We start from the raw sequence: 12782 nt of genomic DNA on the forward strand, positions 1-12782 counted from the left end.
GGGTACTTTTTGCATGTTAGTCTCCTTTTATAGTTTTAATTTGATAAAACCGTTTCGGGTAACAACCCCAATATATTCTCCGTTTGTCACCTTTGACAAAGATCCACCAACGATGCCAACTTTATCCCCTTTGACGAGTGTTAAACCGGTATCAATAACAGAAAAATATCCTTTAGTCTTAATAGTACCTTTTCCCTGTGAAGGGATATCTTGCAAGGCAATTCCGATCATCAATGAAGGATCGTTGGTTCCGAGTCGCAACACAACGCTACCATCATTATTGAACATAACAGGTGTTCCTTTAGTAATAGTTGTTGACTCAAAGTTTTTTACAATCTTGGTTTCTTCATTAATCATATATACAGGTTGACTGCCGTTTGTCGCATCAATCAAAATTGGAACTTCCGAACAACTGTGCATATTGATGTCAAATAGACACCCGTCTCCCGGTTGATATTCTTCACACTTGATAATTCCATCAATATAGCAACCTTCCATATCGACTTTGTCTACCACTCCACTCGCAAGCGTGATAAAGCGAATACCAAAGTAACCACCGCTGTTGATGAACTTGCAATTTTTGAAACGATGATAAGAAGGTCTTTCGAAATTCAGGTTGTTGTGGGTACTATAAGGGGCTTGACCGTATTCAGTGATGAACTCGACATCTTCAAAATAGAACTTCATGCCGCTGAACGACCCTTCTCCCCATGCTTGGCTGTTCCCTAATCCAGCTAGTTTTTTAAAAGTGCAGTTTTTAATAGATTTCTCTGCATCAGGATAACCGTAATCATCATGGACAGTATACCGACAGTTTCGTCCAATGACCGTAACATTCTGCATCCCACCATTACCTTGATAAGCGACTGGAGCTACACGTTGGATAGTCGATAATTTCCATGTTTCGGGAATCTCCATCTTGATGATGGTTGCCTCTTTACGCCCCGTTCCTACTAAGCTAACGTAATTGGGGATTGTAAACCCAACAAATGAAGTACTTTCAATTTCTGCTTGTGAATACATAGTCATCAAGTCATACATTCCTTCATCAATCCGTAATTCGTATCGATTATCGGCTGATGGATAAACTGCTGCCGCCATTGCCAAACGGAGGTTTGCAAACTCCGAAACATTAATAATTTTTTTGTTCGCTATCGTCCGTAAGATTTCTTTATCAGCATCAGTAAAATCGTTGGTCGATAATCCTTTTCCGAAAACTTTATCAACCTTCGAATTTAGTAGCGCCTGTGTCAGATAAACAGCAGGCTTGATCTGGGTCGTACCCTCAAACCAACTGTTAGCTAGATTGCCTAAAACATTTTCAAATTCACTTATATCTGGCTCATTTCCCGCTCCGTATGCTGCTGTTAAGTCTACTACTAACATTCGACGAAATTTAACTGTGTCTCCAGCAGAATACCCGCTATTCGTTGGGTGATAATAGCGGAAGTCAGTTGTATTAATAGGAGTTACCACCCTAGAAATTTTGTTCCAAGCATTCGGAAGAGGTGCGATGCTACTATCTACCCCTCCAAAGGAAATATAAGAGGTATTTGCTACTTTAGGATAAATATCACCACGAACATAATATTTATGACCAATAATAGGTGTGTAAATTCCTGATTGTTGTATTCTTGAGGATGATACAAGTCCGACGACAGTATAAATCAATTCATTGTTCGACACTGCTAATGTTCCATTTGAAGAAGAAACTGCGTCCCATCCACTTACATTTGCAAAATTTCCATTTTGAATGATGTTCGTTGCATTTGTCGCGTTTTGCACTACTGAAGTTTGATAATCCCCACCTGCAATCCAAGAGACACCATTCCAAAAGTTCCATTTTCCGTTATTGGAAGTTACATAAGTGTTGCTATTACCACTCGGAAATGCCGCTGCCAAAGCGGAAAGTGAAGAATACACACCCTTTGGAGATCCGCTGACTAAAATCTGAGTGACGTTATCAACATACTCCTTATCCGCTTTATCAGATAATGTGTTAGATAACCAATCAATACGTTCTGCATTGAACCCGTATTGTTCTAAAATCGAATCAATTTGTTGTTGGACATCATTTGCGAGCGGCTGAACAAAACTGATTGTCACGGCTTCAACCTTCGTTCTAGCAGGAAGACCGACGTTTAAAATAAACGAAGTCGAACTCGCTTCTGTGAAATCTAAAATTGCCCGTTGTTTTACTCCGCCAATGTATACCGAGATTCGTGATTGACCTACATTATACGGATGCGTCACCGGAAAAACCGTTTGTCCTTCCGTTGCCGTGTAAGTTTGCGAGTAACAGGTAACGTTATCTTTCAGTTTTTTGAATAATTCTGAGTCGACAGGTGTTCCGGGTTGAATGATTTGTTCAGGTGTCTCAATCCATGTTGGAACAAGTTCGACGATTCCAGGTGCGACCGCTGTTTGTTTAAATCGGTTAGGATACTCGACGATATGGTCCTTAAAATCAATGTTATTATCTACACTCATGTAGCAGGTACCTCCTCAAGCTCGAACTCGAAGCGTGTATAAACGTTTCGTGGTTCTGGTTTCGTGATTGGCGCGTTACGTTCAAGCATCACTTCACCGTCTTTTTTAATAATTTGAATCTTCGTGACCGTCCGCACGCCTGATGGAATTCGTACCCAAATTGAGACTCGATTCTCTTCCTTTTCTATCTTATAGACTGACACATCCATCGTGCCTTCACCCTCGATGAACAGCCGCCCGAAGTCCGGAAGTTCGGCGAAATAATCACGCAAGTCTTCCATTGTACTCGGTGTAATCAGGATCATCCGTTAATCACTCCTGTCGTGTTCATGTTGCCCGACATGTATTGCCCGAGCATGACACTGCGTGTAACGTTCAGGACATCTCTCGAATGAATCGCGATGACCGAACGTGGCTGGTAGACTTCAATGTAAAGCCGGACACCCGCTGCCATGACACGTTTCAGCAGTTGGTAGTCTAGATCAATGCCATCATTCCGCGTGTTCTCGATTTTCATAACGAGCCCTGCAGGTTCATGATCATATCGCTCCAGCGCCCACGTCTCGATGATGCCGAGTACGTCTTGCCCGTAGAGGACGCGGCCCATACTGAGGACTGTTTCCATGTCACCACGCGATAAGGCAGCCGTAATTGATGTCTTCAAGAAATCCCGGTAGGTTGGATCATCCATACCGTTTCGTGGTTCACCTAAGTTCGTCCCGATGTTGTCGAGCGTCTGCCCGAATGCCAAGTCAATGTCCCGCGAGTCTTGAATCTCTTTGAATGCCTCATTAAGCTTCTCGATTTGCTCAGCGACGATGCCGAATAATTTACTAATGTTCGAGTTCTCCGACTTATCGAAGTAGTCGGCAAGGATTGCAACCATTTTTTCTTTTAATGTCATTGCACGATCACCTTCCCAAAATCGGTGACAGCGACTTGACGATTCGATACGGCAATGTTCGTCGTACCGGTTGGATCCGCTACCGTTCCGAGTTGGACCGTCACATCTTCAATCCCACCGACCGCATGGACCGCTGAAATTAATTTCGTATAGATGACATCTTCTCCGAGAGCCAGTCCATTGTAGACCGTCTCATCCTCGTCGAGACCACCAATATACTTGATGATGTTCGTCCGCACCTTATCGAGCCCCTCAATCGGGAAAAACTCGTTCGTCGTCAAGGTAATATTCGCATAGACTGGCACTTCTTCCGCCCGTTCAAAGCCAATTAGATGATCGTTACCAAGACTGTCCGCAATCGTCACCTGCACGGATCCATAGGACTGGATACCGGCCGGCTTCGTTTTATAGATCGCCTGGGCAATGTCTATATCATTCCCGCCATAGACGAGTGCCGAAAATGACTTGCCAGGAACGCCGTTCAATTCACTAAGCGTATCGTTTTCTTCAATCAATACTGTCTTGACCTGTGCGACGCGTAAAATCGAGGCCCGTAACGCTTCAAGTGTCGAGGCACCACCCGTCGAAAGAGATGCTGCATAACGTTCCCGGAGTTCCGCGTCTGTTTCGACATTCTCACCGTTGATGATGGCTTCTGGATTCGTTACCGAGTAAATATCGAGGTCCGGTTTAATAATGACTTTCGCTCCATCAATCTTCACACGTTGAAATAAGCCAGGTACGTCGAGTAAGAGCGGCAAGTCTTCCCCACCGTCGTCATCCAGCTCTTTTGTTTGGATAAGTGGCTGTACATCCCACGTATCGTCACCATTCACTTTTTTGATCATACCGACAGTTTGCGTGTGCAAATGTAGTAATTTTTCTTCAATGTAGTTTTCGACGAGGTTCAGACCTCTACTCATACTCGTACCACCTCGACTTCCGAATAGTGATCAGATCCGCTTAACACATGTTTCCCTCGCCGGACCCGGAACTTCCCATTTGCCGTTCGACTTTTAATCGTGATGAGCGATGCGGTCGTGATGCGATACTGCAGCAACATCTTAACCTTGTACCCGCGTTCTTTATCGTTCTCATAAGGCTCCGGACTACCGATCAATCCAGTTGCACTCGATAGCTCGAACGTCGTACTGGATGCTGCTTCTGCAAGTCGACAAATATACAAACGCTGTTTATTGATGAAAAAGGCTGCACCACATGCACGAGCGAGCTTCTCGATCTCGACGACGACTTTCCCGCTGACGGTGTAGCCTTTGGAGTACGTGATGTCCTTTGGCAATTTAATCTTACCTATGGCAACGCCAAGCAGTGGCACCAAGTCCCGAATGATTTGGGAAGCAGTGACGTTCTTGCCGTAGGTTTTCTTTCGCGTCAGTTTGACCTTTGCTTTTTTTCCGACGCCAGTCGTCGTTTTTCGTTCCGGCAGCAGGATACCACCAAGGTTCGGTCCATCGATGACCTTAATGGCCGTAATCTTGTCGACGCTTTCCCGACGCGTATTGACCGTCGAAACACGAGAACTTAAAATGACGCCCGATCCATCGGTCTTGTAGCCGGCGGTGAGCGTCAGTTTGTCATTATATTGGATGCGACTGATTGTTGAGGCGGATAGATTCCATACGTTGATGAGAGACTCGTTCGGATTGACGTCGTCATCAAACGTAATCTCATACTCCATGTGCAGATCGCTCATCGAAATCAAGATGTCGTCCGCGACGTTCAACTTGGCAATGCGTCCGAAGGTTGTACTCATGCGTCATCCTCCTCCGGTGGCGTGTCCGTCTCTGCGAAATCATACAGAAACACGGTCTTACCGAGATTGTCCCAGGATACCTGCGTCTCGACACCTGACACGTCCAACGCAATCAACTCCGAAATCGGCAATCGACTGTCGGCCATGTCTGAAAAAAGCGGTTTGCCGTAGATGACCGGCTCTCCGTAGGTGATGACGTCCTCGTCCTGCGTATAGAGATCAATCGTGAACAGATCGGCCATACGGTTGTAGCGAACATCCATCAGATAAACGCTATTCCCGAGCGTGATGTCAAACCGATACGGGATGGCGTCCTTGTCGATATCGATGTAATACAGGTTATCTTCTACGATCAATGGTTCCACCCCTTACTTGTACGGTATCAAAAACTTTTGTCCAGGATAGATGAGGTCCGGATCACGCACCTTGTCTTTGTTTGAGTTGTAGATGGTCCGGTAATCCGGCTTGCCATAATACTTTGTCGCAATATCCCACAACGTGTCGCCTTTTTTGACGACGTAATAGCGGCTTTTCGAGGACGGCTTGCCCTTTGGCTTCTTCTGATTCGTTCCCGTCCCTTTTTTCTTCTTCCGGACGACGCTCGATTTTGCCACCCGGACTTCTTGTAAATCCATCGAAAAGATGAAACCATTTGCAATTTTATTGTTCTGCTTTTTCGTGAAGTTCGTGATCAACACGCTTTTGAGCCGCATCCGTCCGACATAAGTGACGGGCTTGCCGGCATATTGCATTTTCTTAAAGTATTCCTCTGCTTTGGCAGCATTCTTCCCTGTGACCTTCCCGGTGAGAGCGAAGGTCTCCAGTTCTCGCTCAACGTGATCGGTAATACTGACACCTTTCTCGACCGGGTATTGTGTCGCCTTAACCGAGAAGTTCGCGCCTTCTTCAATCACGCCAATCGTGTAGCTTCCGAGTTTACCCATGTTACACCTCCGTCGTCCGCGGACTGACGCGTCCCATCGATGCGAAATACTCATCGAGAGCATCGCGAACGGAGTTTGCTGTCTCCTGCGGATTGCTTGACTCTATGATTTGAATCGTGATGTTATTCTTGTTCGTCGTGCTGGCTGAAGAACTGCGTGCAATGGCAGCGGGTGACGCTTCCATCGATGGACGGTAGGTGCTCGGCCGCACGTTGACCGGTGAAACCGGCTGTGGTGACTTGCTCCCCATCAGCATGTTCATTTGAGCGCTAACTTTCGGGAAGGCTCTATCAATCGAGTCACTGATTGGACCACCGAAATCAAGTTTGTCGAGATCCGATAGCGGACCAACCTTCGCAGGCGAGAACGGAAGGAAATCCCGTACCTTACCAACGACGTCAGAAACCGTCTTAGAAATTTCACCGGCCATTGACGAAATCCCGCCGATCATCTGTTCGATTAATCCGCGACCGGCATTGTAGAACGAACTACCGATTGCTTTTACGGCACTTAAAGCCGAATTGAATCCAGATTTGATGGTACTGCCGACTTTACTCATGGCACTGGTGATTGCTGAAATGATATTCGAGAACGTCGAACGTACCGAACTGAGTATTCCGGATAGAACGGATGTAACAGATGACCTGACTGCATTCCATACCGACGTCACGACACTCTTGATTGCTTGCATGGCATTCGTGACAATACTTCGGGCACTTGAGAATGCACTTTGTATCGATGCCCGAATGGAACCAACCGCGGCAGAAACTGAGCTTCGTAATGCATTCCAGACAGCAGTCACGATGGAACGAATCGCATTCATCACACCCGTAATAATGGAGCGGTACATATTGAAGTACATCCGGATCACGTTAGCAATACCCGATGCGCCGCTCGTAAAGACACCTTTGATAAATGCCCAGGCGCTTCTGACAATCCCCATCGCCATTGTTCCGAACGACCGCAGTGGTCCAAGGAACTTACCGATGAAGTACAGATTGATGACGCCCCATAACGTTTGGAGTGCACCAGTCACGATTGCTTTTAAGCCAGTCCATACTTGTGTGAAGTTACCGGTCAATAACCCGGAGAATACTTGAATGATGCCCATGATGACCTGTATCGTTCCGTTGATGACGTTCTTGATTGCATTCCACGTACTAACGATGATGGATTTAACCAACATAAAGGCAACTTGGATAATTGGTACAATGACAACCATTGCCGCACGAATCACTGTGAGGACGACATTCCAAACATTTGAGACAGCTGCCATGATCGACGCACCATTTGCCGTCCAGAAGGCTTGTAATTGCACAAGTTTCGCTTGAACAAAGGTTGTCACAGCTGTAATGGCTTGCTGAATGTACGGGGCAATGAAACCCCATACCGCGAGTGCCGCGGCCTTGATGGCATTCCAGGCAGTAATCACGCCTGTCTTAAACGTTTCGGATCTTGTCCACAGTAAATAGAATGCGGCTCCGAGTGCGACGATTCCGACGGCAACTAAAGCCACGGTACCGAGTATGGCGGCAAATCCGGTCACGACCGGCATCATGAGCGGAGCGGCGGCAGCCAATGCGGCGCCTAACCCTCCAAACAAACCAATCCCGACCGCTAATGGCGAAAGAATCAATGTCAACGCTGGTACCAGGAGCATGAAAGCAGAAATCAGTTTCGTGATGGTCGGATGTGCTTCTTGAAACTTCAATATCATCTGTCCAATCATGGTGATGAAATTGTAAACAGGAGTCATAACAGCGGCGAACACTTCGACGAGCGGTTGGAATGTTTGCCTGATCGTGGAGGTCATGGTTTTAAATGCCGCTGCGTACGTTGCGCTCGTCTCCATTGCCCCTTTATGCAGAGCACCATAAAAGACACCCGCCGCAACAGCAGCAATCAAGGCAACAGCCGTAAAGCGCATCATTCCTTGGCTGATCATCATCGTCATGTCCTGCAGCTGTTTCATGTTGGCGGTTGGTCCTAGCATTTTTAGCGCTAACGCTGCTGGTTGACCTCGCATGGCAATCTTATTCAAACCATCGGCAATCCCAAGTAGCGGCTTGTTGACGCTGTACATCGGGTTTGCCATCCGTGTGAAGTTATCGCCAATCTTAGATGCCTGTGAAGATCGTGCCATCATCGCACCGACCGATTGATAGAAGGACATCTTTGCCATTTCGTTCGATGCCATCATGTTGTCCTTTACTTTCTTATCCGCTTTCCCCATCTTCTCAATTTGACTGATGAAGTCGTCGGTCGTGCCCGTATAGGCTTTACTGGATTGAGCCAGTTTGAAATAGGCATATTGTGACTTGATTGCATCGTCCCTAAATCCGCTCATCGCTGTCCGTTGCTGGGCAAACGCTGAACGAATTTCTGAACTCATGCGCTGTGCTTCGGGGGATGTACCACGATAGACCTCACGGATACGACGTCCCATCGAATCAAAACCACGTGTTACGGTCATCGTCGAGTCAACTGCATCACTTCCAAAGTTTGTGAACGACCGACCGGCTTGTTGCGCTTCCTGTCCGATTGTCGCAAAGCCACGTTGTGTAGTGTCAATCGCTTTGCCGGCATCCTGTGCCGATTGTTCGACATCGTTCAACGCACGATCCGCTCGTATCAGACCCTCTTCGCCTTGTACCGTGACGTCAACATTAATCTCCGTATCGCGAGCCATCCCATCACCCCTTTCCTTCGGTGGATTTCTTCATGCTCTCGTTGTAGATGTCCAGTGCGGCATTAAGAGTCCACAACTCGTCGACGCTCATTTCCGTGAGTTCTTTGTACGTCGCCGAGCAGTTTTCCGCGAGGAGCGGGCGGTAGATGAGCCAGTCCCGTTCCGCTTTCCTCTTATAATGGCCATCACTTTCCCGCGAAGGGTCCGTTGAACACTTCCTGTGCGACCTCTAACACTTTCGGGTAATCCTTTGGTTTTTCATCGAAGTAGTCGAAATCGACCTTCGGATCCACGACGACGTGTTTCCATAGTTCTTCTTGAAGTTTCGTCTGCATGAGGACGCCGTCTGCGTTCTTCGCGCGGTCTGCAATCTCATTTGCGGCACGGACGCCCGGGAACTGGAATGTATACTCGGTACCGTTGATTTCTTCTTTGCGTTGTTCAAATGACATGTTGAATTCCTCCTGTGAATGGTGGGATATGTGTTATGGATAGATGAAAAATAAAAAGGGTAGCCGAAGCCACCCTCTGATCAATCGATGTCGTTGACGTAGTCGAAAACGATGATCTCGTACTCACGATCTTCCGCTGTCTTGCCGAGCGTTCCAGTTGGTTTCTTGAGAATACGAGCCTGTGTGCCGCCTGCTTTTTCCGTCATGCCGTTCCGCTTAGAGACCGCCCAAAACGAAAAAATCTTTTTGCTATTTGCAAGCTTCATCATGTGTTTGTTTGATGGTGACGTTGCTTGCAACGTTACAGTACATGTCGCTGTGTCGTCGTTTGTCTCAGAGATAATGACGTCACCTTGTGCCCCGGATTCATATTCGAAGTCATCCTCGTTTGGTTCGAATTCGATCATGTCTTCTCCGAATCCCGTCAAGAATATTTCGTCCGCGGTAATCGTTGAGTTCTTTGCGTTAAAAGATGCTACTTTACCCATGCTCTAACCCCCTTAATAGTTGACTTGTCCTTTGATGTCTGCCGATTGAATTGCACCGGCAAGTCGGAAGGTGAACTTAACACCTGTCAATTTGCGTGATGCGCGTTGTGCTTCCGTTAGTTCATCGACGTTCGGGATTGTGACGGTATAAATTGGCTTACCAACAACGTCTTCCGCAACGATGTCTTGCTTCGCACCTTGGAGCAAAACCGTTTCGACGGCCGTCCCGACGAGGTTCGCACCGCTCTGCTCATATGGAATTTTACGGTTTTTTAGGAACAAACCTTGTACACGTTGTTCGATATTTGCGATGACCCAGTCATTCCCGACGATAACATCAAGATGTTCGCCACCAATTGTCTTACTTTCCGACGTCTGAGCTTCTCCAAACTTTTCGATGTACGTCGAACCATTGGCAGCATGAATCCGAGCGACTTCCGGCGGTGTGACATTGACCGGACGAACATCGAAGAATTGTTTAAACTTCGCCGTCGCACTACCGGCCGGATCCGCAGCGTATTCGCCGATAAATTCACCATCGATATAACGTGTGATGTCATCCGTATAGAGGACGTATGCCCGTTTGACACCGGATGCCTCAAGTGTTTCGAGGTCCGAGATGTCATTGACGCGTAGGATGGCGACTTTTGCTCCTTGTAAATCAATCGCTTCGACGAGCGCTTCTTGCTCTGCCACGTCCGCTGAAGTGGTGAGGACGTAATAGAACGCCTCTCCTTTTACTTCCTCGAACACGACGTCTGGTGTGCCCGCTGTGTCGTCATACCCAGCAATCGCCACTTTTTCCGGACGATTGTTTTGTTGTAGGATGGACCGTGCAAGTTTATACGTTTCTGTCGTCTCTGCAAAATCTACTTTGATGAGATCGAGTGCATCATCGCCCTCATAAACCTTGTAGGCGAAACCGCCTGTCTTCGCACCGATGATCAGCGGGAATGTTTCTGTTGTAAATCCGCTTGGTTTCAGTACGTCAATCGTTACATTCACGTCATTAGCCATGTGTAAAGCCTCCTTCATTCTCTAAATTCAAGTTGTTCCGTTTCCACTTCTTCAATCGTCTCAATGATGCGAACCATTTCTTCCTTCACCCGGAACCGAACGTCGAACCCGACACGATATTCGTAAGCGTCCCCGAGGTACAGCGTCCGGTCTTGCGGATTGGTACACTCGACGACGATCAATCCTTTGCGTAATAACTCCGTCTGTCCGGTGAAATCAAGATATTCAAACGCGTTGCCGGCTAATGCCCACGCCGCTGTTGACGACTTGGCATAAAAATGGAGCGAGAAGGTCGCTTCAACATCCGTGACCTTTCGCTCCTTTGCTTGTCCATCCTCTTCAAACTGCTCCAGATACCCGCTCATCGCTCCGTTTTGAACGATTCGAGGAGCAAGCACCTTGTATGAGGCAAACGGTAAAGCAGGACGATCTCCGACCGTGTCTGTTTCCGTGATTTCTACACCGAGAGCGGCACGTAGCGGCGCGTAAAATCCTTTGACCATATCAGCGTATGTCTTCATGCTTTCGCCTCCCTGGTCAAGCGGTACCGGTGAAAATCAGCAAAGTCTGTATGGTCGCCCATCTGTTCGATACGCCAGTTCGCTCCTTTGTGCAGGATTGTCCCGCGTACGTCAAGTGGCTTCAAACTGTATAACAACAAATCAGCGGATGTAATACGTCCACCTGATTCATAGATCGTGTTCTTGTCGACCGGAAAAACGGCAGCGGAAATTGTTTTCGTTTGAGCGGTACCTTCCAACCACTCGCCCGTCTCCGGATCCCGCTGCCCTTCCGATGTTCGTGTGTACGGCACGTCCTTACTGTATTTGTTGATCAGACGCTTGAATGCGTAATATTGTTGCGTGAGCATCGCGTCACTCCTTAATCGACTTCGTGCTTAATGGCACCAATCATGCGGCCCGTGTCTACCAAAGGATTACTGCTGCCTTTCAGTTTGACCGTGGCTGCACTGTTAGGTGGAGAAGAAAGATCACGGGCAAACTCTTGAATCTGACCGGCAAGATCCAGTCCGAGCATATCTAGCGCCGTATCGACCGGAATTCCTCCGTCGTAACAACCTTGGATAATATCATCAACCTTACTTCGCCAGTCCGCTTCTCTTGCGTCGAAACCGGCACGAATGAAAGACCGCTCCGGAATTCGGATGACAGTCGTTTCTTTCTTCAAGTGGATGCCGATGAAATGGAGATAGGCACGCATCTTATCGGTCACGGTGATCTCCCAGCCGTACTCATGGACATACGCGATCATCCCGATTTCTCCCTCTTCCAAGACACCGACTCGGATATTCCGTCCTTGCAGTTGCCGTGAGACACTCGCCATCTCTTTGAGACGTTCGTGACCATCTCCCCGCTTAACCTTGACGCCCATTAACGTCCTGCCTTATAAAACTTAATCTGACTGTGAAATGGTGCCCAATGTGCATGAGCGGTCGCGAATACAGTGAACTGATCACTTGCTGAACCAAATGACTGCGACATGCCAGGAACCGATTCAGACGTCACTCCGGTTCCGCGCTCCGCAATTTCTTGCTGAGACTTAACCCATTCCGAGATACCTAGTTTGACCGGTCCTGGTAGTTCGAGTTTTCCGCTAATAGGATCAATCAGCTGCATGAAGTCGAGTTTGTCACAATACTTCTGTGCCGCTAGTAATCCGGATTCAAGGAAAAGTGCCAACTTCACATCTTGCGAGTCATCATCGAGCGGAATACCGAGCAATACTTTCAGCTCATCAAGCGTCATGTTGATCACCAGCCAATGCATCAAGCAGTTCTGCTTTCTTCATCGACTCGTAACCTTCAACGCCTTTCTCTTTGGCCAACTCTTTCAGTTCATCGACCTTAAGCTTATCGAGTGAATCATCTTCCTCTTTTTCAACGACTTTTGACCAACCGAGTTTTTGGAAGAACGCAAGGAAACGGCGCGTGTCCGTCTCCCGCTCAACTCCATTACGTTCAATCTTAATGAGTTCATTACTCATGGAAATTCACCCTTTCAATT

Annotated in this window: 16 protein-coding genes; all 16 read right to left on the minus strand. The window is 47.5% G+C overall.

Features of this window, described 5'->3' with window-relative positions:
* Positions 1 to 27 precede the first annotated feature (27 nt).
* The 16 genes from P404_RS0101215 to P404_RS17230 all read right to left on the minus strand — a co-directional run bounded on the left by P404_RS0101215 (position 28) and on the right by P404_RS17230 (position 12762).
* Complete coding sequence (locus P404_RS0101215) at positions 28 to 2490, minus strand: hypothetical protein (protein WP_026829791.1); 2463 nt, start codon at positions 2488 to 2490, stop codon at positions 28 to 30.
* Entirely contained in the window at positions 2487 to 2795 is a 309-nt protein-coding gene (locus P404_RS0101220; RefSeq protein WP_026829792.1) for a hypothetical protein, read from the minus strand. The genes P404_RS0101215 and P404_RS0101220 overlap by 4 nt, the downstream gene beginning before the upstream one ends.
* On the minus strand, positions 2792 to 3394 hold the full coding sequence (locus tag P404_RS17985; RefSeq protein WP_026829793.1) for a hypothetical protein: 603 nt from the start codon (positions 3392 to 3394) through the stop codon (positions 2792 to 2794). Before P404_RS17985 ends, P404_RS0101220 begins: the two co-directional genes overlap by 4 nt.
* A complete protein-coding gene (locus tag P404_RS17220; RefSeq protein ID WP_051590445.1) occupies positions 3391 to 4317 on the minus strand; it encodes a hypothetical protein in 927 nt (308 codons plus the stop codon). The genes P404_RS17985 and P404_RS17220 overlap by 4 nt, the downstream gene beginning before the upstream one ends.
* Positions 4314 to 5168: a phage protein gene (locus P404_RS0101235; protein WP_026829794.1), complete on the minus strand. Its 855-nt coding sequence runs from the start codon at positions 5166 to 5168 to the stop codon at positions 4314 to 4316. The genes P404_RS17220 and P404_RS0101235 overlap by 4 nt, the downstream gene beginning before the upstream one ends.
* Positions 5165 to 5524 (minus strand): phage baseplate plug family protein, encoded by a 360-nt coding sequence (locus P404_RS0101240; RefSeq protein WP_236624222.1) that lies wholly within the window; start codon positions 5522 to 5524, stop codon positions 5165 to 5167. The genes P404_RS0101235 and P404_RS0101240 overlap by 4 nt, the downstream gene beginning before the upstream one ends.
* Positions 5525 to 5536: 12 nt before the next feature.
* Entirely contained in the window at positions 5537 to 6112 is a 576-nt protein-coding gene (locus P404_RS17225) for a LysM peptidoglycan-binding domain-containing protein (RefSeq protein WP_051590446.1), read from the minus strand.
* Position 6113: 1 nt separating this feature from the next.
* Positions 6114 to 8801, minus strand: a complete 2688-nt coding sequence (locus P404_RS0101255; RefSeq protein WP_026829796.1) for a phage tail protein — start codon at positions 8799 to 8801, stop codon at positions 6114 to 6116.
* Between the two features lie 185 nt (positions 8802 to 8986).
* Positions 8987 to 9253 (minus strand): hypothetical protein, encoded by a 267-nt coding sequence (locus P404_RS0101260; RefSeq protein ID WP_026829797.1) that lies wholly within the window; start codon positions 9251 to 9253, stop codon positions 8987 to 8989.
* An 80-nt stretch (positions 9254 to 9333) separates the two neighbouring features.
* Complete coding sequence (locus P404_RS0101265; RefSeq protein WP_026829798.1) at positions 9334 to 9741, minus strand: phage structural protein; 408 nt, start codon at positions 9739 to 9741, stop codon at positions 9334 to 9336.
* A 12-nt stretch (positions 9742 to 9753) separates the two neighbouring features.
* Positions 9754 to 10758, minus strand: coding sequence for a DUF3383 family protein (locus tag P404_RS0101270; RefSeq protein ID WP_026829799.1), 1005 nt, complete (start codon positions 10756 to 10758; stop codon positions 9754 to 9756).
* A gap of 14 nt (positions 10759 to 10772) precedes the next feature.
* Entirely contained in the window at positions 10773 to 11279 is a 507-nt protein-coding gene (locus P404_RS0101275) for a phage neck terminator protein (protein ID WP_026829800.1), read from the minus strand.
* On the minus strand, positions 11276 to 11629 hold the full coding sequence (locus tag P404_RS0101280) for a hypothetical protein (protein ID WP_026829801.1): 354 nt from the start codon (positions 11627 to 11629) through the stop codon (positions 11276 to 11278). The genes P404_RS0101275 and P404_RS0101280 overlap by 4 nt, the downstream gene beginning before the upstream one ends.
* An 11-nt stretch (positions 11630 to 11640) precedes the next feature.
* Entirely contained in the window at positions 11641 to 12150 is a 510-nt protein-coding gene (locus tag P404_RS0101285) for a hypothetical protein (protein ID WP_026829802.1), read from the minus strand.
* Entirely contained in the window at positions 12150 to 12545 is a 396-nt protein-coding gene (locus P404_RS0101290) for a head-tail connector protein (RefSeq protein WP_150111965.1), read from the minus strand. The genes P404_RS0101285 and P404_RS0101290 overlap by 1 nt, the downstream gene beginning before the upstream one ends.
* Complete coding sequence (locus P404_RS17230; RefSeq protein ID WP_034773918.1) at positions 12514 to 12762, minus strand: Rho termination factor N-terminal domain-containing protein; 249 nt, start codon at positions 12760 to 12762, stop codon at positions 12514 to 12516. Before P404_RS17230 ends, P404_RS0101290 begins: the two co-directional genes overlap by 32 nt.
* Between the last annotated feature and the right edge of the window lie 20 nt (positions 12763 to 12782).

The sequence above is a fragment of the Exiguobacterium antarcticum DSM 14480 genome (genome assembly GCF_000685865.1).
GTDB lineage: Bacteria > Bacillota > Bacilli > Exiguobacteriales > Exiguobacteriaceae > Exiguobacterium_A > Exiguobacterium_A antarcticum.

Excerpts from the sequence above, each read along its gene's own strand:
- P404_RS0101215 (WP_026829791.1), bottom strand. The coding sequence starts at position 2,490 with ATGAGTGTAGATAATAACATTGATTTTAAGGACCATATCGTCGAGTAT.
- P404_RS0101220 (WP_026829792.1), bottom strand. The coding sequence starts at position 2,795 with ATGATCCTGATTACACCGAGTACAATGGAAGACTTGCGTGATTATTTC.
- P404_RS17985 (WP_026829793.1), bottom strand. The coding sequence starts at position 3,394 with ATGACATTAAAAGAAAAAATGGTTGCAATCCTTGCCGACTACTTCGAT.
- P404_RS17220 (WP_051590445.1), bottom strand. The coding sequence starts at position 4,317 with ATGAGTAGAGGTCTGAACCTCGTCGAAAACTACATTGAAGAAAAATTA.
- P404_RS0101235 (WP_026829794.1), bottom strand. The coding sequence starts at position 5,168 with ATGAGTACAACCTTCGGACGCATTGCCAAGTTGAACGTCGCGGACGAC.
- P404_RS17225 (WP_051590446.1), bottom strand. The coding sequence starts at position 6,112 with ATGGGTAAACTCGGAAGCTACACGATTGGCGTGATTGAAGAAGGCGCG.
- P404_RS0101255 (WP_026829796.1), bottom strand. The coding sequence starts at position 8,801 with ATGGCTCGCGATACGGAGATTAATGTTGACGTCACGGTACAAGGCGAA.
- P404_RS0101260 (WP_026829797.1), bottom strand. The coding sequence starts at position 9,253 with ATGTCATTTGAACAACGCAAAGAAGAAATCAACGGTACCGAGTATACA.
- P404_RS0101265 (WP_026829798.1), bottom strand. The coding sequence starts at position 9,741 with ATGGGTAAAGTAGCATCTTTTAACGCAAAGAACTCAACGATTACCGCG.
- P404_RS0101270 (WP_026829799.1), bottom strand. The coding sequence starts at position 10,758 with ATGGCTAATGACGTGAATGTAACGATTGACGTACTGAAACCAAGCGGA.
- P404_RS0101275 (WP_026829800.1), bottom strand. The coding sequence starts at position 11,279 with ATGAAGACATACGCTGATATGGTCAAAGGATTTTACGCGCCGCTACGT.
- P404_RS0101280 (WP_026829801.1), bottom strand. The coding sequence starts at position 11,629 with ATGCTCACGCAACAATATTACGCATTCAAGCGTCTGATCAACAAATAC.
- P404_RS0101285 (WP_026829802.1), bottom strand. The coding sequence starts at position 12,150 with ATGGGCGTCAAGGTTAAGCGGGGAGATGGTCACGAACGTCTCAAAGAG.
- P404_RS0101290 (WP_150111965.1), bottom strand. The coding sequence starts at position 12,545 with ATGCATTGGCTGGTGATCAACATGACGCTTGATGAGCTGAAAGTATTG.
- P404_RS17230 (WP_034773918.1), bottom strand. The coding sequence starts at position 12,762 with ATGAGTAATGAACTCATTAAGATTGAACGTAATGGAGTTGAGCGGGAG.